The sequence below is a fragment of the Nocardioides cavernae genome (assembly GCF_013410035.1).
In the GTDB taxonomy this organism is placed as follows: Bacteria; Actinomycetota; Actinomycetes; order Propionibacteriales; family Nocardioidaceae; genus Nocardioides; species Nocardioides cavernae_A.
In genome coordinates, this window is sequence record NZ_JACCBW010000001.1 from 1,283,600 (window position 1) to 1,306,130 (window position 22,531).

Sequence of the window (22,531 nt, forward strand, 5' to 3'; positions counted from 1 at the left end):
CCCCGGCGGGCGCGCGCCCGCATCGACGAGCAACGTCCGTCCGTCTACGGCGTCGAGGCCTCGAGCGCCTCCAGGTCGAGGACGAAGCGGTAGCGCACGTCGCCGCGACCGAGCCGCTCGAGCGCGGTGCCGACCTCGGTCGCAGGCAGCACCTCGACGTCGGCGGTGATGCCGTGCTCCCCGCAGAAGTCGAGCATCTCCTGGGTCGAGGCCCGCCCGCCGCTGCCGCTCCCGGTGACGCGCTTGCGACCCTGCAGCAGCGGCATCATGTCCACCGAGGTGGTGCCCAGGTAGCCCACGACGCACAGCGTGCCGTCGGCGCGCAGCATGCCGAGGTAGGGCGCGAGGTCGTGGTCGACCGGGACGCAGTCGATGATGACGTCGAGCGTCCCGCGTGCCCCGGCCACGTCGTCGGCGTCGGTGGTGACGACGACGCCGCTCGCGCCGAGGGTCGCCGCCTCGTCCGCCTTGCCGGCCGTCGTGGTGAGGACGGTGACCTCCGCCCCGAGGGCCGCCGCGAGCTTGACCGCCAGGTGGCCCAGGCCGCCGACCCCGGCGACGCCGACGCGGGTGCCCGCACCGACGCCGAGGGCCCGCAGCGGCTCCCACACGGTGACGCCGGCGCACATCAGCGGCGCCACGGCTGCCGCGTCGAGTCCCGCGGGCCGGCGGTAGACGAACGTCTCGCGCACGACGTACTCCGTGGACCAGCCGCCCAGCGTGGTGGTGCCGTCGACGCGGTCCCGGCCGGCGTAGGTGAGCGTCGGGAACTCGCGGCACCAGTTCTGCTGGTCGGCCAGGCACGCCTCGCAGGTGCCGCAGGAGTCGACGATGTTGCCGACCGCGACCGGGTCGCCGACGGCGAGGCCAGTGACCTCGGGGCCGACGGCGGTGACGGTCCCGACGAGCTCGTGCCCCGGCACGAGCGGGTAGGGCCCGCCGGACCCGCGGACGGCGTGCAGGTCGGTGTGGCAGACGCCGCAGAAGGTCACCGCGACGGCGACGTCGTCGGGGCGCAGGTCGCGGCGGTCGATGGGGGTGGGCTCGGGCCGGGCGCCGGCGCGAGCCACGAGGAGGGCGGTGGAGGAACGCATGCAGTTAGACTAACCGGTTGGTTGGAAACGCACGACGCGTACGCTGCGCCCGTGCCCCGCGACGCCTCCGACACCGTCCGCCGCATCCTCGACGCGGCGGTGCAGGAGTTCGCCCAGCACGGCATCGCCGGCTCCCGGGTCGACCGGATCGCCGCCGCCGCACGCATCAACAAGGCCCAGCTCTACGCCCACGTCGGCAACAAGGACGCCCTGTTCGACGCGGCCTTCGCCCACCACGTCGACGCGCTGCTGGACGCGGTGCCCCTCACGGCCGAGGACCTGCCGGGCTATGCCGGCCGCCTCTACGACGCCTACGTCGACGACCCGGCGCTGATGCGGCTGGTCACCTGGGCGCGGCTGGAGCGGACGCCCGAGGGCGACCTGTTCACCGACGCGGACCACGACGAGTCCAAGCTCGACGCGATCAGCGCCGCCCAGGCCGCCGGGGTGCTCGACCGCGGCTACGAGCCGGCCGACCTGTGGGCGCTGCTGGTCTCGATGGCCGCGACGTGGGCGCAGGCCGCGGTGATGACGACCGCGACCCGCGACGAGGCCGCGGACGTGCACCAGCGACGGCGAGCGGCCCTGGCCCGGGCGGTCGACCGGGCGTTCTCGGCCTCCCGCTCACCTGTCGAGTAGCGGCCGCGAGGGGTCCCAGGTCGTGCCGTCGCGCTCGTCCTGCCGCCTGCGGGCGATCGCCGAGAGGGCCTCGAGCACGACCCGGTTGGCGAGCGCCGCGGTGATGTCGGCGTGGTCGTAGGGAGGGCTGACCTCCACGACGTCGACCCCGACGACGGGGAGCTCGAGGCAGATCCGACGCACGGAGTCGAGCAGCTGGCGGGCGCTGAGCCCGCCGGGCTCGGGCGTACCCGTCCCGGGGGCGTGGCCGGGGTCGCAGACGTCGATGTCGACCGACAGGAACACTCCCTCGCACGCGTCGGTCGCGATCGCGAACGCCTCGGTGAGGCACTCCTCCAGGCCCCGGTGGACGATCTCGGTCATCTCGTAGGAGCGCATGTTCTCCGCGGCCATCCAGTCGAGCGTCTCCGGCCCGGGCCAGTAGCCGCGGAGGCCCACCTGGAGGAACCTGTCGCCGCGCAGGGCGCCCGACTCGATGAGTCGCCGCATGGGCTGCCCGTGCCCCCACAGCGACCCGAACTCGATGTCGCCGGTGTCGGCGTGCGCGTCGAAGTGGATCATCGACACCCGCCCGTGGCCGAGCACGTTGGCGACGCCCTTGGCGTCGGGGTAGGCGATCGAGTGGTCGCCGCCGAGCACGACCGGGATCGCACCGGCCCGCGCCACCTTCTCGACCGCGGCCTCGAGGCGGCCCAGCGTCGTCTCGATGTCACCCGGCGGCAGCTCGACGTCGCCCGCGTCGACGACGGTGAGGTCCTGCAGGCCGTCGGTGCGCAGCGCGAGCGAGGGTCGCGACCCGTCGTGGGGCAGGTAGTCGGTCATCCTGATCGCCTGCGGGCCGAAGCGGGTGCCCGGCCGGTGCGAGGTCCCACCGTCGAAGGGCGCCCCGACGATCACGACGTCCGCGTCGGCGTACGTCGACTCGTCGTCGAGGTCGCAGGCGGGCACGCCCAGGAAGGTGATGTCGGGACCGAACTGAGCGCCGTAGCGAGCCATGGGTGGACTCTAGGCTGTCGCGGACCGACCCCACAGGGCTGGACGACGGTGGTGGTCGCGGCCGTCGCGGCCTGCGAGGGTGTGGGCACACGACGAGCGCGGGAGGCGGCATGGCGGACGGCGGAGACACCTTCTGGCAGGACGCCGAGCGGCACCTGATCCGGTACGGCGGCGGCTTCACGCCGCGCGTGATCGCGAGGGCCGCCGGGGCGTACGTCCACGACGAGCAGGGCCGGGCGATCCTCGACTTCACGTCGGGCCAGATGAGCGCCGTGCTCGGGCACTCGCACCCCGAGGTGGTGCGGACAGTCACCGAGTCGATCTCGACCCTCGACCACCTCTACTCCGGGATGCTGAGCCGGCCCGTGGTGGAGCTCGCCCGGCGCCTCGCCGACAGCCTCCCCGGCCCGCTCGAGCGGATGCAGCTGCTCAGCACCGGCGGCGAGGCCAACGAGGCCGCGATCAAGATGGCCAAGCTGTCGACCGGCCGCTACGAGGTCGTCGCGCTGGACCGCTCGTGGCACGGGATGACCACGGGCGCGGCGGGGGCGACGTTCTCCGCCGGCCGCCACGGCTACGGCCCGCCGCCCGTCGGGAACCTGACGCTGCCCGCGCCCGACGCGTACCGCTCCCCCTTCCGCCACGCCGACGGCAGCCACGACTGGGAGACCGAGCTGGACTACGGCTTCGCGACGCTCGACCGGCAGTCGTCGGGCAGCCTCGCCGCCTGCCTGGTCGAGCCGATCCTGTCCTCCGGCGGGATCCTCGAGCTGCCGCCGGGCTACCTCACGCGGCTGCACGAGCGGTGCCGCGAGCGCGGGATGCTGCTGGTCGTCGACGAGGCCCAGACCGGGCTGGGCCGCACGGGCACGATGTACGCCGTCGAGCGCGACGGCGTGGTGCCCGACATCATCACCCTGTCCAAGACCCTCGGCGCGGGCCTGCCGGTCGCCGTGGTGGTGACCACCGCCGAGATCGAGGAACGCTGCCACGACCGCGGGCACCTGTTCTTCACCACGCACTCCTCCGACCCGCTCGCCGCCGCCGTCGCCCTGACCGTGCTCGACGTGGTCGAGCGCGACGGGCTGGCGCACCGCGCGAGGATGCTCGGCAAGGCGCTGGGCGACCGGTTGCTCGACCTGCGCGAGCGCTACGAGGTGGTCGGCGACGTCCGCGGTCGCGGGCTGCTGCAGGGCGTCGAGCTGGTGACCGACAAGGAGTCGCGGACCCCGGCCGACGCGCTGGGCCGGGCCGTCACGAGCGCCGCCCTCGACCTCGGACTGCACATCAACATCGTGCAGCTCCCCGGGCTCGGCGGCGTGATCCGGATGGCCCCGCCGCTGACCATCGAGGAGTCCGAGCTGCACGAGGGCGTCGACCTGCTGGAGCAGGCGATCGCGGGGGCGATGCAGGGCTGAGGCCTACCAGTCCCCCAGCCCCGCGAACCGCTCGCCGATGAGCCGGTGGGTCTCGCTGTCGGGGTGCAGGTTGTCGGGCAGGGGCAGCCGCGCCTCGTCGTCGGCGCCGTACAGCGCGAGCCCGTCGACGTACGCCAGGTGCGGGTCGCCGCGCCGCTCGACCACCTCGGCCAGGACCTCGCGGACGACCTCGAGGGTCAGGGCACCGCGCGCCACCTCGGCGGGGTCGCCGCCGGCGAGGAACGCGACCCTGCCCTCGGCCATCGCCTCCAGGTCGGGCGCGGTCTGGCCGGGCGTCTGCTCGTGGATCGCGCAGTGGAGGGGCGACACGAGGCGGATCGGCGCCTCGGGGTGGCCGTCGCGGACCGTGTCGAGCCAGCCGTGGACGGCGGGCCCCAGCGCGCGCCGGCGCATCAGGTCGGCGTTCACGAGGTTGATCCCGACCTTGAGGCTGATGAGGTCGGCGGGGAGGTCGCGGACGGTGCGCGCGACGAACGGGTCGAGCAGCGCGCTGCCGCCGAACCCGAGGTTCACCAGGTCGAGACCGGCCAGCCGCGCGGCGACGACGGGCCACGGCTCCGTGGGGTGCGTCGCGATCGACCCGTGGCTGATCGAGCTGCCGTGGTGGACCCACCTGCGCCGGGCCTCGACGAGGGGGGCGACCGGCGCGTCCGCGCGCAGGCCGACGAGCTCGGTCTGCTCGTCGTGCGGGAGCCAGACCTCGACGTCCTTCTCCCCCGCGGGCAGCGCGAGGTCCAGCGTCGTCGGCGAGCCGGCCGTGAAGGTGCTCGCGCCGGTCATCATGTCGACGTCCAGCGTGTTGCCGCCGGGGGCCTGGTGCCGCTCGGCCAGCCGGCCGTCGACCACCACGTCGTACCAGCCGTCGGGCCGCTGGGGAGCGCCGACGTAGCGCCGCTTCGTGGGCAGCACGTCGAGCTCGAGGCGCGTCGCGGTGGTGCGGAGCGCGAGGCGTACGCCCGCCGGCTGCGCCTCCACGAGGTGGAGCTGCGGGTCGTCGGTCTGCGCGCGCGCCCATGCGGGCAGCCGGTGCGGGAGCAGGCCGCGATCGGTGTGCCCGAGCTCCACGGCCCCGCGGACGAGCGGGTCGAGGGACTGCGGGACGAGGGGCTCGGTCATCGGGTCTCCCAGGAAGTCAAGGTGGCGTGCAGGCCGTCGAGGACGCGCTCGAACGACGCGTCGGAGCTGGGGGCGTCGGGCGGCCCGTGGCCGAAGGCGCCGGCCGCGTCGAGGGCGGCGTAGCCGTGGAAGGTCGCCCCCAGCAGGCGCACGGCGTGGGTCGCGTCGACCTCGCCCAGCCGGTAGCCCCGGACGGCGGCGCGGGACAGCTCGGCGTGGCGAGGACCGGCGCTCGACGCGGCGGTCGCGGCGTCGAGGGGCAGCCGCGTGGCGGCGTACCGCCCCGGGTGCGCGACGGCGTACGCCCGCCAGACCCCGCCGACGGCGGCGAGCGCGTCGCGACCGCTGACCCCCGCCAGCGCGGCGGCGACGAGGTCGGCGGTCTCCTCGAGCGCGAGGAGCGCGACCCGGACCCGTGCGTCGGCCTGGCTGCGGACGTGGGTGTAGAGGCTGGGCGTCGCGACGCCGAAGCGCTGGGCGAGGGCGGCGAGGGTCACGTGCTCGAGGCCGACCTCGTCGGCGAGCACGGCAGCCGCCTCGGCGACCCGGGCGGTGGTCAGGCCGACACGCGGCACGGCGACTCCTTCCTACGGTCCATAGGTTTCAGCATACGACCGTGAGGAAGGAGCCGCCACTCGTCAGCGCGCGAGGAACTCCAGCAGTGCGGAGTTGAACTCCTCCTGGTGGCTCACGTTGAAGCCGTGGGACGCCTTCGGCACCACCACGAGCGTGCTGTCGGCGATGGCCTCCGCCGAGCGCTTGCCGGAGACCTCGAAGGGCACCACCGCGTCCGAGTCGCCGTGGATGACGAGCGTGGGCACGTCGATCTTCGCGAGGTCGTCGCGGAAGTCGGTCCGCCCGAACGCGCCGATGCACCCGACGACCGCCTCGTCACGGGCCGGCGACTGCATGGCCAGCGCCTCCTGCCGCTGCTCCTCGCTCACCTCGAGCTCGCCGTCGACGCTGAAGAAGTTCGTCGTGAAGCCGTCGAGGAAGTTCTCCCGGTCGGTGCGCGCGCCCTCCTCCATCCCGGCGACGTCCTCCTCCTCGAGCCCGCCGTCGGGGTTGTCGTCCGTCTTGAGCAGGTACGGCGGGACCGCGCCCGCGAGCACGGCCGACCGGACCCGCCCCGAGCCGTGGGTGCCGAGGTAGCGGGCGACCTCGCCGCCGCCCATCGAGAAGCCGACCAGGGTGACGTCGTCGAGGTCGAGGCCGTCGAGCAGCCCGGCCAGGTCGGCGGCGAACGTGTCGTAGTCGTAGCCGTCGGCGGGCTTGTCGCTGTCGCCGAACCCGCGACGGTCGTAGGTGATCACGCGGTGGCCGGCATCGGTGAGCGCGGGGACCTGGCCCGACCACGACGCGCCGCTCAGCGGCCAGCCGTGGATGAGCACGACGGGCCGGCCGGCGCCGCCGCTGTCGGTGTAGCTCAGGGTGATGTCGTTCGCGGCGATCGTGGGCATGTGCGTCTCCTCGAGGGTGTCGACCAGATGTCTTGTCCACAAGACAAGTTGCCACCGCGGTCCCGGCGGATCAAGGGCGCCGGGGCCGGGGTCACCCGCAGGGGGGCGCGCGACGGGACGACGTCAGTGGTGCGCGTCGTCGAGCGTCAGGTCACCGGGCACCAGCCGCCAGACCGCGACGGCGGCGAGCGCGCACAGCACGGCCCCGACGGCGCCGACGGCGGCGAACGCGGTCACGAAGGCGTCCGCCGCCTCGGCGAACCACGGCCCGCCCACCGCTCCCGCGACCGACTCGCGCACGGCACCGTCGGCCGAGCCGGGCAGGCCCGCGCGGTAGACCGCACCGACCAGGCTGCCGAGGAAGGTGATGCCGAGGACCGCACCGAGCTCGTACGTGATCTCCTCCGTCGCGGCCGCCGAGCCGGCCTGGTCGTCCGTCGCGGCCCCCATGATCAGCGCCGACCCGAGCCCGAGGGCGGAGGTGCCGAGGCCGACGACGGTGAAGGCCACCGCGATCCAGGGATACGTGGCAGGCACCACCGCGATCAGCGCCAGGCCGAGCGACAGCACCACCAGTCCGCCGGCGAGGACCGCGCGCGGGCTGGTCCGCTCGGCCAGGGCCGGCGCGAACGGTGAGGCGACCATCGCGCCGAGGGCGAGCGGCAGCAGCGCCACCCCGGCGCCCAGCGGGCTCCACCCCTCGACGAGCTGGAGCCACTGGCTGCCCACGTAGAGCACGGACACCATCGCGGCGCTGCTGGCGAGCGCCGCCACGACACCGGCGCGCAGCACCGGCGAGGCGAAGATCCGCACGTCGAGCATGGGCCGGCTCGAGGCGAGCGCCCTCCGCGCGAAGACGGTCAGCATCGCCGCCCCGAGCGCGAGGAGGGCGAGGGTGCCGAGATCGGGGCCGTGCTTGCCGAGCTGCTTGGCGGCGTACACGAACGCGGTCATGCCGCCGGCGGAGAGGACGACGCCGACGGGGTCGATGCGACCGGGGCGCGACGACCGGTTCTCGCGCAGCAGCCACGCCGCCGCGGCGATCGCGACGACCATCAGCGGCACGTTGACCAGGAAGGCCGAGTGCCAGCTGAACGACTCGAGCAGGGCACCGCCCACGACCGGGCCCACCGCCGCGCCGAGGGCCGCGGTCGCACCCCAGACGCTCAGCGCGAGCGTGCGCTCGCGGGCGTCGGCGAACACCGAGCGGATGAGCGACAGCGTCGACGGCATGACCATCGCGCCGCCCACGCCGAGCAGGGCGCGGATCGCGATGACGGTCGCGGCGTCGTCGGCCCACAGGATCGCGACGGACCCGAGCGCGAACGCGGCGTAGCCGGTCACGAGCATCCGCTTGCGGCCCCACCGGTCGCCGAGGGCGGTGACCGGGATGAGCAGCCCGGCGAGGGCGAGGGCGTACGCGTCCACGACCCAGAGCTGCGACATCGCGCCCAGGCGCAGCTCGGCGGCCATCTCCGGCAGGGCGACGGTGAGGATGGTCATGTCCATGACCACCACGAGCAGGCTGGCGGCCAGCACGGCGAGCGCCCACCAGCGGCGGGGGTCGGCGGCGGTCGGCGGAGCGGGGCGGTGCAGTGCGGTCATGGCGTGGCGATCCCGGTGAGGAGCGAGGAGAGGACGAGGCGGCCGAGGTCGCGACGGGCGACGTCGCCGAGGCGGACGGCGTCGCGACCGGAGACGAGCAGGCCGTAGATCGCGTGCCCGAACCAGCGGGCGGGGAGGTCGGTGCGCAGCACCCCGACCGACTGGGCGGCGGCGAACAGGACCGCCTCGCGGTCCGCCAGGACCTGCGTGCGCGCCTCGAGCGCGGCGTTCGCGAGGATCACCTGGTCGGTGAGGGCGAAGCCGAAGACGTCGGAGTCGTCGACGTAGCCCAGGACCAGCTCCTCGAGCGCCGCGCGGATCCGGTCCGCGTCGTCGGACGCGGCGAGCGCCTCGACGTCGACGTCGTCGAGGCGCTGCTCCCACTGGTCGAGGGAGCGGGTGCCGAGCTCGACCAGCAGGGCCTCCCGGGAGTCGACGTGGCGGTGCAGCGTGGCCCGGCTGATCCCCGCGGCCTCGGCCACCGCGGTCATCGACGCGGCAGGGTCGGCGTTGAGCGCCCGCTGGGCAGCGGTCAGCACGTCGTCGCGGTCCACCATCGGTCCTCCTCGGTCACGAGACATCACTGTCTCACATGCGACAAGGATGTCTCAATAGGACGATCGCGGCCGCCCGCGTCGCTACCGTCGTGGCATGCCGTCGATCACCCGCACCTTCACCACCACCGCGTCGCCCGAGGCCGCGTACGCCTACCTCGCCGACTTCCGCAACGCCGAGGCCTGGGACCCGGGCACGAGGACCTGCGAGCGCACAGCCGGTGACGGCGGGCCGGGCACGACGTACCGCAACGTCTCGTCCTTCCTCGGTCGCGAGGTCGAGCTGACCTACACCGCCGCCGAGCTCGTCGCCCCGGCGCGCGTGCGCCTGCACGGCACCAACGCCGGCTTCGAGGGCGACGACGTCTTCGACGTGCGTACGTCCGGCGCGGGGGCCGAGGTCACCTACACCGCCCACATGTCGTTCTCCGGCCTGTCGCGGCTGGCCTCGCCGCTCGTGCAGGCCCACCTCCCGGTCCTCGCCCGGAAGACGGTCGACCAGCTGCGTGACTGCCTGGACCGGCAGCCGGGCTAGTCGCGGATGACCCACCGCGGCAGCAGGCCGAGGAGACCGACCAGGACGACGACGGAGCCGACCGCGCTGCCCGCCGCTGCCGTCCGGTCGTAGAGCACGTCGACGATCAGGAACAGGATCCCGCCCAGCAGCAGTCCGATCAGCCCCAGCGCCACGGACATCAGCAGGTGCGCCGCACGCACGAGCTGCGGCTTCACGTCGCGCTGGAAGACGTGGCGATGGATCGCCACCGGCGCGAGCAGCACGCTCACCGTCGCGAAGGCGAGGCTGAGCAGTGCCACGTACCACCCGTGCTGGAACCCGTCGAGGTCCTCGAAGCGCTCCTGGAACGGCAGCGTGGCGAGGAACCCCGCCAGCACCTGCACGCCCGTCTGGCTCACCCGGAGCTCCTGCAGCAGGTCGTTCCAGTTGCGGTCGGCGCGCTCCTGCGGCGTCTCGTCGGGTCGTCCCTCGGCCATCTCCCGGACGCTACTCACGGCGTCGGTGACGCCAACCTCCCGACGGGTGAGCCGGCTGGACCGGGCCGGTGGCACCGTGGACGACATGCCTGCGAAGAAGAGGGATCCGGGACCGTCGGTCAAGGACGCCGAGGTCTACGAGGCGCTGCGCGACGACGGCGCGAGCAAGGAGAAGGCCGCGCGGATCGCCAACGCGGCCGCCGCCCAGGGGCGGTCGAAGGTCGGCAGGCGGGGCGGCGGCGCCGAGGACTACGAGGACCGCACGGTCGACGAGCTGCGCAAGCGCGCGGCCGAGCTCGACATCGAGGGCCGCTCCACGATGACCAAGAGCGAGCTCATCGACGCCCTGCGGAACCACTGACCCCGAGGTCCGCGTCCGGCACGTCGAGGCGCGTCAGGGCCCGCCACCAGAGGCGGTCGGCGTCGGTGGCCGGCGTCGGCACCCCGGGAGCGTCGAGCAGCGCCGCCGCCTCGGCCGGCAGCGTGGCCCCCGCGTCGGTGGCCACGTCGGTCAGCACCCGCGCGGCGGCCACGACGGCCGGGCGGTGCGTGCTGACCACGGACTCGAAGACGGGCCGGCCACCCGTCGGCGCAGGGACCTCCCACGCCGACACCACCGCGGCGTGGTCGTGACCGAGGGCGACCACTGTCCACTCGCGGCGCAGCTCGGAGTCCTCCGGGAGCTGGCAGCGAGCCGGGCGTGCCGCGACGTCCGCGTCGTCGCCGAAGTCGGCCACCACCGCGGCCCACGAGGCGGTACGCGCCAGCTCGTCCCACCGCGGACGGGAGTGGGCGTAGCGGTGGCCCTCCTGGAAGGCACCGAGGACGAGGGGACGGTCCGCGCGGGCGAGCGCCTCGTCCTCGACCGCGTGCGACAGCGCCACCAGCGACCGGCGGCTCATCCGGTGCGGCCGGAGCTCGGGGAAGCGGGCCCCGAGGACGGCGTGCACCGACGAGCGACCGCGGCGCGACGTACGGCTCAGCACGGAGTCGATCGCGGCCTGGAGCGACACGCCGGCCTCGCGCGCCGCCACGACCTGGCGCACCCGCTCCACGTCGTCGTCGTCGAAGCGCCGGTGCCCGGTGGCCGTGCGCTGGCCGGCCGGGAAGCCGAACCGGTTCTCCCAGGTGCGCAGCACCGCCGGAGTGAGGCCCGTGCGTGCCGCCAGGACACCGATGCTCACTCCCTCGCCCGACGTGCCGGTCGACGAGCCGGTCGACGAGCTGGTGGATGTGCCGGTCATGGACCCTCCCTCGGATGCATCTGTCCAACCCTTGTGCAATGCGCTGAAGTAACTTATACATGAGTGTAGAGGTTTTGACATCCGTCCTCCCACACACCTGGAGCAGTCATGGGCAGCGTGATCCTCATCAGCACCGTCGCGATCCTCGTCGCCGTCGTGGGGTGCTTCTTCATCTGGCGCGCCGACGCGGCTCGCGCGGAGGAGGTCGAGCACCAGGCGCCCCCGCCGGAGCGCGCCCGTCTCGGCAGCGGCGAGTCCTCGACCCCGCCCCGGTCGTTGCGTTCCTGACCCCACCCGCACGGGTGTGGTGGGTCACCACCGCCGTGGCAGGTTCGAAGCAGACCGATCGACGCGACACGAGAGGAACAGACATGGGACTCGACGACAAGTTCGACAACAAGGCCGATGAGCTCAAGGGCAAGGCCAAGGAGGCCACCGGCAAGGCCACCGACGACGAGAAGCTCGAGGCCGAGGGGAAGTCCGACCAGGCCGGCGCCAACCTCAAGCAGGCCGGCGAGAAGATCAAGGACGTCTTCAAGGGCTGATCAGCCCGCGACGGGTTCGCCCGTCCACACGTGGCCGCCGTCCCCGGCGTCGGCCACCGCCAGCAGCTCGTCGCCGCCGGCGACCACCAGCGTGTGGTCGCCGGCGGTCTGCGGTTCGAGGGGGACGTCGACGCGTCGCCACGCGCGCGCGTCGTCGCTCTGCCAGAGCTCGTAGTGGTCCCCGGTGCTGAGCGTGGCGAGCACGCCGGCCGGGGTGAGGGCCAGGGACGCGACGTACGGCGCCCCGCGCCACTCCTCCGCGATCCGGCCGAAGTTCACGGGCTCGGCCCAGCCGTCGTCGTCGCGCACCCACGCGGCGAACGCACCGCGGTCGCGACCGACCGCGACCAGCCGTCCGTCCTCCGACGAGACGACGCGGTGCACGTCCTGCGCGCCGTCGGCGCCGGGCATCTCCTCCCGCGTCCAGCGGAGGCCGTCGGGCGAGGTCCACGCCAGGGGGTCCGGGTTGACGTGCTCCCCGGTGCGGGCGCCGGCGCCCACCACCACCCACTCGTCGCCGGCCCACCCGGCGCCCTGCGCGAGGGCCTCGAGGTCACCGTCGTCGGTCAGCCCGGGCTCGCCCTCGACGCGGGTGAACTCGCGCGGGTCGTCGGTGACCCACACGCCCGGGCCGGAGATGCGGTTGCCGGTGATGAGCCAGCCCTCCGGCCCGCCGGCGATGGGCCCGACGTTGGTCGCGGTGACCCCGCCGTACTGCACGAACGTGGCGCGGACGTCGACGAGCGTGCCGTGGTCGATGCGGAACGTCGTCACCCGCGGGTTGCCGTGCGCCCCGCCGGAGCGCGCCCCGACGACCGCGATGCGCCCGCGCGAGCAGGCGATCGAGCCGAGGATCGCACGCCGCCCCCAGTAGGTCCGTGCGTCGACCGGCACCGACTCCCACGTGGTCCGGTCCGCGGAGAACCACAGCGCCGGGCGGGTGTCGCGGGTCTCCGTCGGCCGGTCGAGGAACACGGCGCCGGCGACCCACCAGCCGTCGCCGCACTGTGTCGCGTCGCGGACGACCGAGCGGCCGGGAGCCCCGGGAGGCGCGGGCAGGGACCGCTCGACCCAGGTCACGCGCACCGGGTCGGGGTCGGGCTCGGGCGCCGCGGCGTCGCACCCGGCGAGCACGAGGAGACCCGCTGCTGCGGCGAGGAGGTGGCGGCGGCGGGGCACGGAGCGATCCTCGCGCATGACGGCCTCCCACGGGGGTACGTCCCTGCATGACCTCCGGACACGATCCCGACAAGGTCGACCCCACGAACCAGAGCGGCCGACCGTTGCTGGTCACCGGCGCGGTCGTCGGGCTGCTGCTCGCCCTGACGGCCCTGCTGGTGGTCTACCTGCTGTCGCGCTGACGACTTCTCCCCGTCCCGCGCGCCGCGCGGCCACGGGTGTCGGTCGCCGCTCATAGGGTGAGCGCGTGACCCTCCACCTCCACACCGCCGAGCGCACCGACGCGCTCGCCGACGGCCTGGCGGACCTGCTGGTCACCCCCCTTCCCGACCCCTTCGCCCGCGAGGTCGTGGTCGTGCCCGCGCGCGGCGTCGAGCGCTGGCTGACCCAGCGGCTCTCCCACCGGCTCGGCGTCGGCGCCCGGGGTGGCGACGGCGTGTGCGCAGGCGTCGACTTCGTCACGCCGCACTCGCTCGTCTCGATGCTCCTCGACCGCGACGCGGAGGACCCGTGGAGTCCCGACCGCCTGGCGTGGCCGCTGCTCCGGGTCGTCGACGAGGTCATGGGAGCGCCCGGCTTCGAGGACCTGACCGACCACCTCGGCGGGGGCGATCCCGCCGACGAGCGGAGCGCCCGTCGCTACGCCGTCGCGCGACGGCTGGCGGGGCTGTTCGCCTCCTACGCCGTGCAGCGTCCCGCGCTGCTGACCGACTGGCGCGAGGGACGCGACACCGACGGCGCGGGCGGCGCGCTCGACGACGACCTCGCGTGGCAGGCCGCGCTGTGGCGCCGGCTGCTGGACTCGGTGGGCCACCCGCCCCCCGACGTGCGGCACGCGACGACGCTCGAGCGGCTGCGCACCGGCGGCACCGGGCTGGGCGGCCTCGACCTGCCGTCGCGGCTCTCCCTCTTCGGCCACACCCGCCTGCCCGAGACCGAGGTCTCGCTGCTCACCGCGCTCGCCGAGCTGCGCGACGTCCACCTCTGGCTCCCGCAGGCCTCGACCGCCCTGTGGGAGGCGCTCGCACCGTACGCCGGGGAGGGGCAGGTGCCCCGCGCGGCGGACCGCTCGGCCCACGTCGTCGGCCACCAGCTCCTCGGCTCCCTCGGTCGCGACGCCCGCGAGCTGCGACGCACGCTCGGTGACGTGCCGACCGAGCCCGCCGGGTCCGGGCCGACCGCCCCCGACACGCTGCTGGGCTGGCTGCAGGCCGACCTGCGTGCCAACCGCGCGCCCGACGCCGCCGGACGCTCCGCCCGCGCCCGCCTCGACGACTCGGTCCAGGTGCACGCCTGCCACGGCGCGGCGCGCCAGGTCGACGTCCTGCGCGAGGTGCTGGTCGGCCTGCTCGAGGACGACCCCACGCTCGAGCCGCGCGACATCCTCGTGATGGTCCCCGACATCGAGGCCTACGCCCCCCTCATCTCCGCCGCCTTCGGCATGGCCGACGTCGCGGGCGAGGGGGCCGGGCACCCCGGCCACCAGCTGCGCGTGCGCCTCGCCGACCGGTCGCTCGCCGCCACCAACCCGCTGCTCGCGCTCGCTGCCCAGCTCGTCGAGCTGGTCCGGGGCCGGATGACGGCGAGCCAGGTGCTCGACATCGCCGGCGCCGACCCGGTGCGGGCGCGGTTCGGGTTCGGCGACGACGAGCTCGAGCGCATCTCCCACTGGGTGCAGGAGAGCGGCATCCGCTGGGGCTACGACGCCGAGCACCGCGGCACCTTCGGGCTCGACGGGCTGGAGGCCAACACGTGGGTCACCGGGCTGCGGCGGGTCCTGCTCGGGGCGGCGATGTCGGGCCTGGACCACCGCCAGGTCTCGGGCACGGTCCCGGTCGACGACGTCAGCGACGGCGACCTCGACCTCGTGGGCCGCTTCGCCGAGATGGTCGAGCGGGTCCACTCCTTCGTCGACAGCGCCGAGCGGGCGCGCACCGTCGCCGACTGGACGACCGCGGTGTCGCTGGCGGTGCACCGGTTGACCTCCACGCCGCTGACCGAGGTGTGGCAGGTCGCGCAGTTCGACCGCGAGGTGTCACGGATCGCAGCCGGCGCCGCCGACACCGGCACGGTGCTGCGCCAGGCCGACGTGCGGGCGCTGCTGCAGCAGCGGCTGCGCGGGCGGCCGACGCGCTCCAACTTCCGCACCGGCACCCTCACCGTCTGCACCATGGTCCCGATGCGCTCGGTGCCGCACCGCGTCGTGTGCCTGGTCGGGCTCGACGACGGCGTCTTCCCCCGCGTCTCCACCGTCGACGGTGACGACGTGCTGGCCCGCCGGCCCCGCACCGGCGAGCGCGACGTCCGCGCCGAGGACCGTCAGCTCTTCCTCGACGCGATCGTCGCCGCCACCGACAAGCTCGTCATCACCTACACCGGCCGCGGCGAGCACACCGGCGCCGAGCGGCCGCCCGCGGTCCCGCTGGGTGAGCTGCTCGACGCGCTCGACCGCACCGCTGCGAGCCCCGTGCGCGACCACGTCCTCACCCAGCACCCCCTCCAGCCGTTCGACGAGGCCAACTTCGTGGCCGGTCGCCTGCGCGACGGCGGGCCGTTCACCTTCGACCGCTTCGCCCTCGCCGGCGCCAGCGCGGCGCGCTCGGAGCGGGCACCCGTCCGCGTCCTGGTGCCGGACCCCCTCCCCGCACCCGACCCCGTCCCGGGCGACGTGTCGCTGGCCGACCTGCACGACTTCCTCGCCCACCCGGTCCGCGGCTTCTTCCGGCGCCTGCGGATCGCGCGGCCCTACGACGCCGACGAGGTCAAGGACGCCATCCCGATCACGCTCGACGCCCTGGAGAAGTGGGCCGTCGGCGACCGCATCGTGAGCAACGTGATGTCCGGGGCCGACCCCCAGGCGGCGATGGTGGCCGAGCAGCTCGCCGGCACCCTCCCGCCCGGCAGGCTCGGCGTCGGCGTGCTCACCGACGTCGTCACCCACGCCCGCCCCCTCGTCGAGGCCGCGCAAGGCCTGCGTCGCGGCCCGCACCGCACGCTCGACGTCGACATCGACCTGGGCGGCGGCCGGCGCCTCTCAGGGACGGTGAGCGACGTCTGGGGCAACAACGCGGTGTCGGTGTCGTTCTCCAACCTCGGCGCCAAGCACCGGCTCGCCTCCTGGCTCGACGCGCTCGCCCTCGGGGCCGGGCTGCCCGACGAGAACTGGACGGTCCACACCATCGGCAAGCACCGCTCGGGCGGACAGGTCCAGCAGGTCGCCCCGCTCGCGCAGCACGAGGCGCAGGACTGGCTGCGCGACCTCGTCGCCCTCTACGACCTCGGGCAGCGCGAGCCGCTGCCGCTGCCCGTGCGGACCTCCCTGGCATGGGCCGAGGAGCTGCGCCGGGTGCGGGCCGGCAGCGACGGCGACCCCGACGCCAAGGCCCGCGCCGAGTGGGAGACGCCCCGCTTCAACGACGCGGGGTTCCCCAAGGAGGACGCCGACGTCTGGCACGTGCGCGCGTTCGGCGAGCACGCCGACCTCGACGTGCTCACCGCGCCCACCCGCCCCGGCGAGGAGGGCCCGCACCGGCTGGGCCACTTCGCGTGGCGGCTGTGGGGGCCGCTGATCGACGGCGGCCACGAGCAGGTCAGGGGGCTGTGATGGACGTCTTCGACATCGCCGCCGACCTGGCGCCCGGCACCACCCTGCTCGAGGCGAGCGCCGGCACCGGCAAGACCTGGACGATCGCCGCGCTGGTGACCAAGCAGGTCGCACTGGGCTCGCCGCTCGACGAGATGCTGGTGGTCACCTTCACCCGCGCCGCGAGCCAGGAGCTGCGCGAGCGCGTGCGCCGCCAGCTCGACGAGGCCGGCCAGGTGCTCGCGGGCACGTTCCCCCGCGACCCCGCCAACCGCCTGCACGACTGGCTCCTCGACACCGACGACGCAGGACGCGCGCTGCGCCGCGAGCGACTCACCACCGCGCTCGTGTCCTTCGACGCCGCGACGATCGCGACCATCCACCAGTTCTGCCAGCTCGTGCTGCGCAGCCTCGGGGTGGCGGGCGACACCGACGCCTCGGCCACCCTCGTCGAGGACCTCGAGCAGCTGACCGCCGAGACCGTGGACGACCTCTACCTCGCGACCTTCGCCCAGGAGGAGTCGCCTCCGTGGTCGCGCGCCGCCGCCCTCGAGCTCGCGCGGTCCGTGGTCGGCGACCCGCGGGCGGTGGTCGAGCCTTCAGACGTGCTCACCGACGCGCCGGACTCGACGGCGGCGATGCGTGTGCGCTTCGCCAGCCAGGTGCTCGACGAGGTCGACCGTCGCAAGCGCCGCCTCGGGATCCTCAGCTACGACGACCTGCTGAGCCAGCTCGCCGACGCGCTGGAGGAGACCACCGCGGCCGCACGCCGCCGCATGCAGCACCGCTGGAAGCTCGTCCTCATCGACGAGTTCCAGGACACCGACCCGGTCCAGTGGCAGGTGTTCCAGCGCGCGTTCTCCGCCACGACCACCATGGTGCTCATCGGCGACCCCAAGCAGGCGATCTACGCCTTCCGCGGGGGCGACGTCGTCACCTACCTCCAGGCCGCCGAGACCGCGTCCACCACCCAGACGCTCGGGGTCAACTGGCGCTCGGACCGTCCGCTCCTGCGGTCGGTCCACGCGGTGCTCGAGGGTGCCCAGCTCGGCGACGAGCGCATCGTCGTCCACCCGGTCGACGCCCACCTCGCCGACTCGCGGCTGGTGGGCGCCGGGGCGCCGTTCCGCCTCCGCGTGGTGCGGCGCACCGAGCTCGGCAAGGGGCCCCGGTCGAAGCCCCCGGTCGCGGTGTGGCGCGACCACGTCATCACCGACACCGCCCACGACATCAAGCGCCTGATCGAGTCGGCGCCGACGTTCGACGGCCGACCCCTGCAGCCGGGTGACGTCGCCGTGCTCGCCGCCCGGCGCAACGAGCTCGAGGCGGTGCAGCACGCGCTCGCCGAGGTCGGGGTGCCCTCGGTCGTCAACGCCGGCGGCTCGGTCTTCCACACCCCGGCGGCCGGCGAGTGGGTCACCCTGCTGGAGGCGCTCGAGCAGCCGCACCGCGCCGACCGGGTCCGCGCGGCCGCGCTGACGTCGTTCTTCGGCCACAGCGCCGCCTCCCTCGACGCCGGCGGCGACGCGCTGACCGACGACCTGGCCGCCCGCGTCCGCACCCTGGCCGACGTGTTCACCCAGCGAGGGGTCGCCGCCGTGGTCGAGTCGGCGGCCGTCGACGGGCTCACCGCGCGGGTGCTCGCCCGGGTCGGCGGGGAGCGCACCCTCACCGACCTGCGCCACGTCGGGGAGTCGTTGCTCCGGGTCGCCACCGAGGAGCGGCTCGGCCTCGTCGGGCTGCTCGCGTGGCTGCGCGAGCAGGTCGCCGACGACAAGCTCGAGGTCGCCTCCGAGCGCACCCGCCGCCTCGACTCCGACGCCGAGGCCGTCCAGCTCGTCACCATCCACGGCAGCAAGGGCCTGCAGTGGCCGGTGGTCTACCTCCCCACCCTGTGGAACCGCTACACCGGCCGCGACCCCGTCGTGCCGCTCTTCCACGACGACCGGGGACGACGCTGCCGCGACGTCGGCGGGCCGAGCCCGCACCACCGCGAGGCGCTGCGCCGTCACTGGCGCGAGGACGCCGGCGAGTCGCTGCGGCTGCTCTACGTCGCGATGACGCGGGCGCAGTCGCAGGTCGTCGCGTGGTACGCCGCGGCCGACCGCAACACCCCCGACTCGCCCCTCCACCGGATGCTCTTCGGACGCCGGCCGGGGATGGCCCCCGTCCCGGACGCGCAGGCGCTCGTCGACGAGGACCGGCTGATGACGATCCTCGCCGCGTGGCAGGACGCCGGAGGCCCAAGCGTCGAGCCGGCCGTCCTCACCCCTCCCGACCCGACGCCGCTCGAGCGCTCGACCGCCCGCCTCGGCGTCCGGTCGTTCACGCGCGCGGTCGACACGACGTGGCGTCGCACCTCCTACTCCTCGCTGTCGGCGTCGAGCGCGGCCCACGCCGCCGCCGCGCTGTCCGAGCCCGAGGTGGTGCCCGACCAGGACTCCGCCGTCGCCGCCGACGACCTGCTCCTCGTCGCCGACGAGGGCGACGGCGGTGTGGCGGCCTCGGCCGCGTCCGTGCCGTCGCCCATGGCCGACCTCCCCGTCGGCGCCACCTTCGGCTCGCTGGTCCACGCCGTGCTCGAGCACGCCGACCCGGCGGCCGACGACTTCCGCGCCGAGCTGCTGCGGCTCGTCGAGGAGCAGCTCGTGTGGTGGCCGGTCGACCTCGACCCGGGCGAGCTCGCGGACGCGCTCGTCGCCGTGTGCAGCAGCCCGCTCGGCCCGCTCGCGGCAGACCGCACCCTGCTGTCCCTGGGGCTGCCCGACCGGCTCCGCGAGCTCGACTTCGAGGTGCCGCTGGCGGGTGGCGACACCGGCGTCGGTGCCGACGACGTACGCCTCGGCGACCTGGCGCCGCTGCTGCGGCGCCACCTGCCGGAGGGCGACGCGGTCCGCGTCTACGCCGACGCCCTCGACGACGACCCCGACCTCGCCGCCCAGTCCCTCCGCGGCTACCTCACCGGCTCGATCGACGTCGTGCTCCGGCTCGACGTGGACGGCGCCGAGCGCTTCCTGACCGTCGACTACAAGACCAACTGGCTGGGCCCGGTCGACCAGCCGCTGACCGCCCACGACTACCGGCCCGAGATGCTCGACGAGGCGATGGCGCACTCCGACTACCCGCTCCAGGCCCTCCTCTACACCGTCGTGCTGCACCGCTTCCTGCGGTGGCGGCTGCCCGGCTACGACCCCGCCACGCACCTCGGCGGCGTGCTCTACCTCTACCTCCGCGGCATGTGCGGCCCGGAGACCCCCGTCGTCGACGGCGGGCCGTGCGGGGTGTTCTCCTGGCGTCCGCCGGTGGCGCTGGTGGAGGAGCTGTCCGACCTGCTCGACGGCGTACGTCCGGGGGTGGGCGCGCGATGAACGACACCTTCGAGCCCGTGGACGCCCACGACCGCGACCTCGCCCTCTCGGCGACCGGCCTGCTCGGCACCTTCAACGCCGCCGGCGTCCTGACCGCCGCCGACGTCCACGTCGCGACGACCCTGGGCGGCCTCGCCGGTGAGCGGGACGAGTCGGTGCTCCTGGCGATCGCGCTGTCCGTGCGGGCCGTGCGGCACGGGTCGGTCTGCCTCGACCTGGCCGCCGTGCCCGGCTCCCTCCCCGACGTCGATGTGCCGTGGCCCGCGCCTGCCGACTGGGCCCGCGCGGTGACCGGGAGCCCCGCGGTGGGCGCCGGCCTCGTGCACGTCGAGCACGGGCTGCTCTACCTCGACCGCTACCACGAGCAGGAGACCCAGGTGCTGGGCGACCTCCACGAGCGCGCGGCCGTGACCCACCTCGTCGACGCCGCGCTGCTCGACTCCGCCCTCGACCGGGTCTTCCCCGACGCGGCCTCCGCGGAGCAGCGCGCCGCGTGCCGCCGCGCGGCCACCCGGGCGACGACCGTCATCACCGGCGGTCCCGGCACCGGCAAGACCACCGCCGTCGCCGGCCTCCTCGCCGTCCTCGTCGAGCAGGCCGAGGCGCAGGGCCGCGGCCTGCGGATCGCGCTTGCGGCCCCCACCGGCAAGGCGGCGGCGCGGCTCGAGCAGTCCGTGCGCGACTCCGCGACCCGGTTCGCTCCGGGCGACCGGTCCCGCCTCGAGGGCGTGACCGCGATGACCCTGCACCGGCTGCTGCGCCAGCACCCCGGCAACAGCACGCGGTTCCGCCACCACCGCGGCAACCGCCTGCCCCACGACCTCGTCGTCGTCGACGAGGCCTCGATGGTCTCGCTCACGATGATGGCGCGGCTGCTCGAGGCCGTGCGCCCCGAGGCGCGCCTGGTCCTCGTGGGCGACCCCGACCAGCTCACCTCGGTCGACGCGGGCGCCGTGCTCACCGACCTCGTCCGCGGCTACGAGCACCGCGACGACACCCCGGTCGCGGCCCTGCGGACCGCCCACCGCTACGGCGAGGACATCGGCCGGCTCGCCGAGGCGCTCCGGCTCGGCGACGGCGACGCCGCGATCGCCGCCCTGCGCACCGGCGGCGACGCGGTCGAGTGGGTGTCCGAGGGCGACCCCGCCGGGACCATCAGGTCCGCCGTCCTGCCCCACGCGCTCGCGGTCCACGACGCCGCGGCCGCCGGCGACCCCACCCGCGCGCTCGCCGCGCTCGACCGGCACCGACTGCTCTGCGCCCACCGCGACGGGCCGTTCGGCGTACGCCACTGGAACCGCCGCATCGAGCAGTGGTTCACCGCGGAGACCGGGGTCTCGGTGCTCGACGCCGCCTACCTCGGGCGCCCGCTCCTGGTGCAGTCCAACGACTACTCGCTGGGCATCTACAACGGCGACACCGGCGTGGTCGTCTCCGGCGCGGCGGGCCCGCGGGCCGCGATCGCGACGGGCGTCGGGTTCCAGGAGTTCGCGCCGTCCCGGCTCGGGGACGTCGAGACGATGCACGCGATGACGATCCACAAGTCGCAGGGCAGCCAGGCCGACGAGGTGACCGTCCTGCTCCCCGACGAGGACTCCCGCCTGCTGACCCGCGAGCTCTTCTACACCGCCGTCACGCGCGCCCAGCGCAAGGTGCGGGTGATCGGGTCGGAGTCGGCGGTCCGGTCCGCGATCGCCCGCCAGGCCCTGCGGGCGAGCGGGCTGCGTGCCCGGCTGTCGGATGCTCGAAACGTGACCGACACAGATCCCGGCTAGCCTCGCCCCATGCCCTACCTCATGCGCGTCGAGCTCCCGGACGTCCCCGGGTCGCTGGGTCGCGTCGCGAGCGCGATCGGTGAGGCCGGCGGTGACATCGACGCGATCGAGATCGTCGAGAAGCGCGACGGGTACGCCGTCGACGACGTGCTGCTGGAGATGTCCCCCGGCACGATGCCCGACTCCGTCGTCTCGGCATGCAGCGTGCTCGACGGGGTCAGCGTGCTGTGGATCAACCGCTACGCCGCAGGCGGCAACCTCTTCCTCGACCTCGAGGTCGTCGAGTCCCTCACCGAGGACCCGGGGACCGCGCTGGACCGGCTCGTCGACCTCCTCCCGATCTCCTTCCGCGTCGACTGGGCGGCGCGGGTGCGCGCCGGCGCCGACGGCCGCGCCGGGGTGGTCCACGCGACCGACGCCTCCCCGGAGGACTTCACCGTCACCTCGGTGCCCGCGCCGACCCGGCTGCCGGGCGACGAGGTCTACGTCGAGTGCGCCGCGCCGTTCGGCGACGACGTCCTGCTGATGGGCCGCCGGGGCGGCCCGGAGTTCCTCGACTCCGAGCTGGCCCGCCTCGAGCACCTCGTGGGCCTCGCGATCACCATCAGCCGCAGCTGAGGCCCGTCACGCGGTTCCGGCCCGGCGCGCGGCGGCGCACACTGGACCGATGGACGACGACCTCGACGCGATGAGCCGCGACCAGCTGGTCGCGGAGGTGCTCCGTCTCCGCACCGCCGTGCGCGCGCACCGCGACACCTCGGGCCACGACCTCTGCTGGCACCACCCCGACCTGTGGGCCACGCTCCCGGAGCGCGTCGAGCCCGACATCGCCGTGCCGCCGTGGCCGAGGTTCATGCGCGGCTGCGTCGCCCACCGCCAGTCCCTCGACGAGCAGGCGCCCGATGCCGCGGTCCATGACGCGGAGCACGACGCCCGGTAGC

The 22,531-nt window shown here is 74.7% G+C and carries 22 protein-coding genes; 12 read left to right on the forward strand and 10 right to left on the reverse strand.

Annotated features, from left to right (window positions below):
* Positions 1 to 44: 44 nt before the first annotated feature.
* Entirely contained in the window at positions 45 to 1,094 is a 1,050-nt protein-coding gene (locus F4692_RS06270) for an NAD(P)-dependent alcohol dehydrogenase (protein ID WP_179618716.1), read from the reverse strand.
* 51 nt (positions 1,095 to 1,145) lie between these two features.
* Between F4692_RS06270 and F4692_RS06275 the strand changes: the two genes are divergently transcribed.
* Entirely contained in the window at positions 1,146 to 1,733 is a 588-nt protein-coding gene (locus F4692_RS06275) for a TetR/AcrR family transcriptional regulator (RefSeq protein WP_179618717.1), read from the forward strand.
* On the opposite strand, the gene speB is transcribed toward F4692_RS06275, so the two are convergent.
* Positions 1,719 to 2,729, reverse strand: a complete 1,011-nt coding sequence (gene speB / locus F4692_RS06280; RefSeq protein ID WP_179618718.1) for an agmatinase — start codon at positions 2,727 to 2,729, stop codon at positions 1,719 to 1,721. The two genes, F4692_RS06275 and speB, sit on opposite strands and share 15 nt — an antisense overlap.
* Before the next feature lie 110 nt (positions 2,730 to 2,839).
* Between speB and F4692_RS06285 the strand changes: the two genes are divergently transcribed.
* Positions 2,840 to 4,147 carry an aspartate aminotransferase family protein gene (locus tag F4692_RS06285; RefSeq protein WP_179618719.1) on the forward strand — a complete coding sequence of 436 codons (1,308 nt, stop codon included), beginning with the start codon at positions 2,840 to 2,842 and terminating at the stop codon, positions 4,145 to 4,147.
* 3 nt (positions 4,148 to 4,150) lie between these two features.
* On the opposite strand, the gene F4692_RS06290 is transcribed toward F4692_RS06285, so the two are convergent.
* The 5 genes from F4692_RS06290 to F4692_RS06310 form a co-directional block, all read right to left on the reverse strand.
* Positions 4,151 to 5,284 (reverse strand): SGNH/GDSL hydrolase family protein, encoded by a 1,134-nt coding sequence (locus F4692_RS06290; protein WP_179618720.1) that lies wholly within the window; start codon positions 5,282 to 5,284, stop codon positions 4,151 to 4,153.
* Complete coding sequence (locus F4692_RS06295; protein WP_179618721.1) at positions 5,281 to 5,859, reverse strand: TetR/AcrR family transcriptional regulator; 579 nt, start codon at positions 5,857 to 5,859, stop codon at positions 5,281 to 5,283. The genes F4692_RS06290 and F4692_RS06295 overlap by 4 nt, the downstream gene beginning before the upstream one ends.
* A gap of 63 nt (positions 5,860 to 5,922) precedes the next feature.
* Complete coding sequence (locus F4692_RS06300; protein WP_179618722.1) at positions 5,923 to 6,744, reverse strand: alpha/beta fold hydrolase; 822 nt, start codon at positions 6,742 to 6,744, stop codon at positions 5,923 to 5,925.
* Between the two features lie 123 nt (positions 6,745 to 6,867).
* On the reverse strand, positions 6,868 to 8,349 hold the full coding sequence (locus tag F4692_RS06305; protein WP_179618723.1) for an MFS transporter: 1,482 nt from the start codon (positions 8,347 to 8,349) through the stop codon (positions 6,868 to 6,870).
* A complete protein-coding gene (locus tag F4692_RS06310) occupies positions 8,346 to 8,906 on the reverse strand; it encodes a TetR/AcrR family transcriptional regulator (protein WP_179618724.1) in 561 nt (186 codons plus the stop codon). The genes F4692_RS06305 and F4692_RS06310 overlap by 4 nt, the downstream gene beginning before the upstream one ends.
* Before the next feature lie 94 nt (positions 8,907 to 9,000).
* On the opposite strand from F4692_RS06310, the gene F4692_RS06315 reads away from it, so the two are divergent.
* Entirely contained in the window at positions 9,001 to 9,438 is a 438-nt protein-coding gene (locus F4692_RS06315) for an SRPBCC family protein (protein ID WP_179618725.1), read from the forward strand.
* Here the strand turns inward: F4692_RS06315 and F4692_RS06320 are convergent.
* Positions 9,435 to 9,896, reverse strand: a complete 462-nt coding sequence (locus F4692_RS06320; protein WP_179618726.1) for a DUF6328 family protein — start codon at positions 9,894 to 9,896, stop codon at positions 9,435 to 9,437. The two genes, F4692_RS06315 and F4692_RS06320, sit on opposite strands and share 4 nt — an antisense overlap.
* An 85-nt stretch (positions 9,897 to 9,981) precedes the next feature.
* Between F4692_RS06320 and F4692_RS06325 the strand changes: the two genes are divergently transcribed.
* Positions 9,982 to 10,257 (forward strand): DUF7218 family protein, encoded by a 276-nt coding sequence (locus F4692_RS06325; protein WP_179618727.1) that lies wholly within the window; start codon positions 9,982 to 9,984, stop codon positions 10,255 to 10,257.
* Here F4692_RS06325 and F4692_RS06330 read toward each other — a convergent pair.
* Positions 10,232 to 11,140: a DICT sensory domain-containing protein gene (locus F4692_RS06330; protein ID WP_179618728.1), complete on the reverse strand. Its 909-nt coding sequence runs from the start codon at positions 11,138 to 11,140 to the stop codon at positions 10,232 to 10,234. The genes F4692_RS06325 and F4692_RS06330 overlap by 26 nt on opposite strands.
* A gap of 108 nt (positions 11,141 to 11,248) precedes the next feature.
* On the opposite strand from F4692_RS06330, the gene F4692_RS06335 reads away from it, so the two are divergent.
* Positions 11,249 to 11,428: a hypothetical protein gene (locus F4692_RS06335; protein WP_179618729.1), complete on the forward strand. Its 180-nt coding sequence runs from the start codon at positions 11,249 to 11,251 to the stop codon at positions 11,426 to 11,428.
* Between the two features lie 83 nt (positions 11,429 to 11,511).
* On the forward strand, positions 11,512 to 11,685 hold the full coding sequence (locus F4692_RS06340; RefSeq protein ID WP_179618730.1) for a CsbD family protein: 174 nt from the start codon (positions 11,512 to 11,514) through the stop codon (positions 11,683 to 11,685).
* Here F4692_RS06340 and F4692_RS06345 read toward each other — a convergent pair whose 3' ends face one another.
* Positions 11,686 to 12,864: a hypothetical protein gene (locus F4692_RS06345; RefSeq protein WP_179618731.1), complete on the reverse strand. Its 1,179-nt coding sequence runs from the start codon at positions 12,862 to 12,864 to the stop codon at positions 11,686 to 11,688.
* A gap of 47 nt (positions 12,865 to 12,911) precedes the next feature.
* On the opposite strand from F4692_RS06345, the gene F4692_RS21025 reads away from it, so the two are divergent.
* The 6 genes from F4692_RS21025 (at position 12,912) to F4692_RS06370 (ending at position 22,530) form a co-directional block, all read left to right on the forward strand.
* Complete coding sequence (locus F4692_RS21025) at positions 12,912 to 13,046, forward strand: hypothetical protein (protein ID WP_257029518.1); 135 nt, start codon at positions 12,912 to 12,914, stop codon at positions 13,044 to 13,046.
* A gap of 65 nt (positions 13,047 to 13,111) precedes the next feature.
* Positions 13,112 to 16,468 carry an exodeoxyribonuclease V subunit gamma gene (gene recC, locus F4692_RS06350; protein WP_179618732.1) on the forward strand — a complete coding sequence of 1,119 codons (3,357 nt, stop codon included), beginning with the start codon at positions 13,112 to 13,114 and terminating at the stop codon, positions 16,466 to 16,468.
* Positions 16,468 to 19,815, forward strand: coding sequence for a UvrD-helicase domain-containing protein (locus F4692_RS06355; RefSeq protein ID WP_179618733.1), 3,348 nt, complete (start codon positions 16,468 to 16,470; stop codon positions 19,813 to 19,815). The genes recC and F4692_RS06355 overlap by 1 nt, the downstream gene beginning before the upstream one ends.
* Positions 19,812 to 21,590: an exodeoxyribonuclease V subunit alpha gene (gene recD, locus F4692_RS06360; protein ID WP_179618734.1), complete on the forward strand. Its 1,779-nt coding sequence runs from the start codon at positions 19,812 to 19,814 to the stop codon at positions 21,588 to 21,590. Before F4692_RS06355 ends, recD begins: the two co-directional genes overlap by 4 nt.
* 9 nt (positions 21,591 to 21,599) lie before the next feature.
* Positions 21,600 to 22,208: an ACT domain-containing protein gene (locus F4692_RS06365; RefSeq protein WP_179618735.1), complete on the forward strand. Its 609-nt coding sequence runs from the start codon at positions 21,600 to 21,602 to the stop codon at positions 22,206 to 22,208.
* Between the two features lie 49 nt (positions 22,209 to 22,257).
* Positions 22,258 to 22,530, forward strand: a complete 273-nt coding sequence (locus F4692_RS06370; protein WP_179618736.1) for a hypothetical protein — start codon at positions 22,258 to 22,260, stop codon at positions 22,528 to 22,530.
* Position 22,531: the final 1 nt, after the last annotated feature.

Coding starts and splice junctions, on each gene's coding strand:
- F4692_RS06270 (WP_179618716.1), bottom strand. CDS start 1,094: ATGCGTTCCTCCACCGCCCTCCTCGTGGCTCGCGCCGGCGCCCGGCCC.
- speB (WP_179618718.1), bottom strand. CDS start 2,729: ATGGCTCGCTACGGCGCTCAGTTCGGTCCCGACATCACCTTCCTGGGC.
- F4692_RS06285 (WP_179618719.1), top strand. CDS start 2,840: ATGGCGGACGGCGGAGACACCTTCTGGCAGGACGCCGAGCGGCACCTG.
- F4692_RS06290 (WP_179618720.1), bottom strand. CDS start 5,284: ATGACCGAGCCCCTCGTCCCGCAGTCCCTCGACCCGCTCGTCCGCGGG.
- F4692_RS06300 (WP_179618722.1), bottom strand. CDS start 6,744: ATGCCCACGATCGCCGCGAACGACATCACCCTGAGCTACACCGACAGC.
- F4692_RS06305 (WP_179618723.1), bottom strand. CDS start 8,349: ATGACCGCACTGCACCGCCCCGCTCCGCCGACCGCCGCCGACCCCCGC.
- F4692_RS06310 (WP_179618724.1), bottom strand. CDS start 8,906: ATGGTGGACCGCGACGACGTGCTGACCGCTGCCCAGCGGGCGCTCAAC.
- F4692_RS06315 (WP_179618725.1), top strand. CDS start 9,001: ATGCCGTCGATCACCCGCACCTTCACCACCACCGCGTCGCCCGAGGCC.
- F4692_RS06320 (WP_179618726.1), bottom strand. CDS start 9,896: ATGGCCGAGGGACGACCCGACGAGACGCCGCAGGAGCGCGCCGACCGC.
- F4692_RS06325 (WP_179618727.1), top strand. CDS start 9,982: ATGCCTGCGAAGAAGAGGGATCCGGGACCGTCGGTCAAGGACGCCGAG.
- F4692_RS06330 (WP_179618728.1), bottom strand. CDS start 11,140: ATGACCGGCACATCCACCAGCTCGTCGACCGGCTCGTCGACCGGCACG.
- F4692_RS06335 (WP_179618729.1), top strand. CDS start 11,249: ATGGGCAGCGTGATCCTCATCAGCACCGTCGCGATCCTCGTCGCCGTC.
- F4692_RS06340 (WP_179618730.1), top strand. CDS start 11,512: ATGGGACTCGACGACAAGTTCGACAACAAGGCCGATGAGCTCAAGGGC.
- F4692_RS21025 (WP_257029518.1), top strand. CDS start 12,912: ATGACCTCCGGACACGATCCCGACAAGGTCGACCCCACGAACCAGAGC.
- F4692_RS06355 (WP_179618733.1), top strand. CDS start 16,468: ATGGACGTCTTCGACATCGCCGCCGACCTGGCGCCCGGCACCACCCTG.
- recD (WP_179618734.1), top strand. CDS start 19,812: ATGAACGACACCTTCGAGCCCGTGGACGCCCACGACCGCGACCTCGCC.
- F4692_RS06365 (WP_179618735.1), top strand. CDS start 21,600: ATGCCCTACCTCATGCGCGTCGAGCTCCCGGACGTCCCCGGGTCGCTG.
- F4692_RS06370 (WP_179618736.1), top strand. CDS start 22,258: ATGGACGACGACCTCGACGCGATGAGCCGCGACCAGCTGGTCGCGGAG.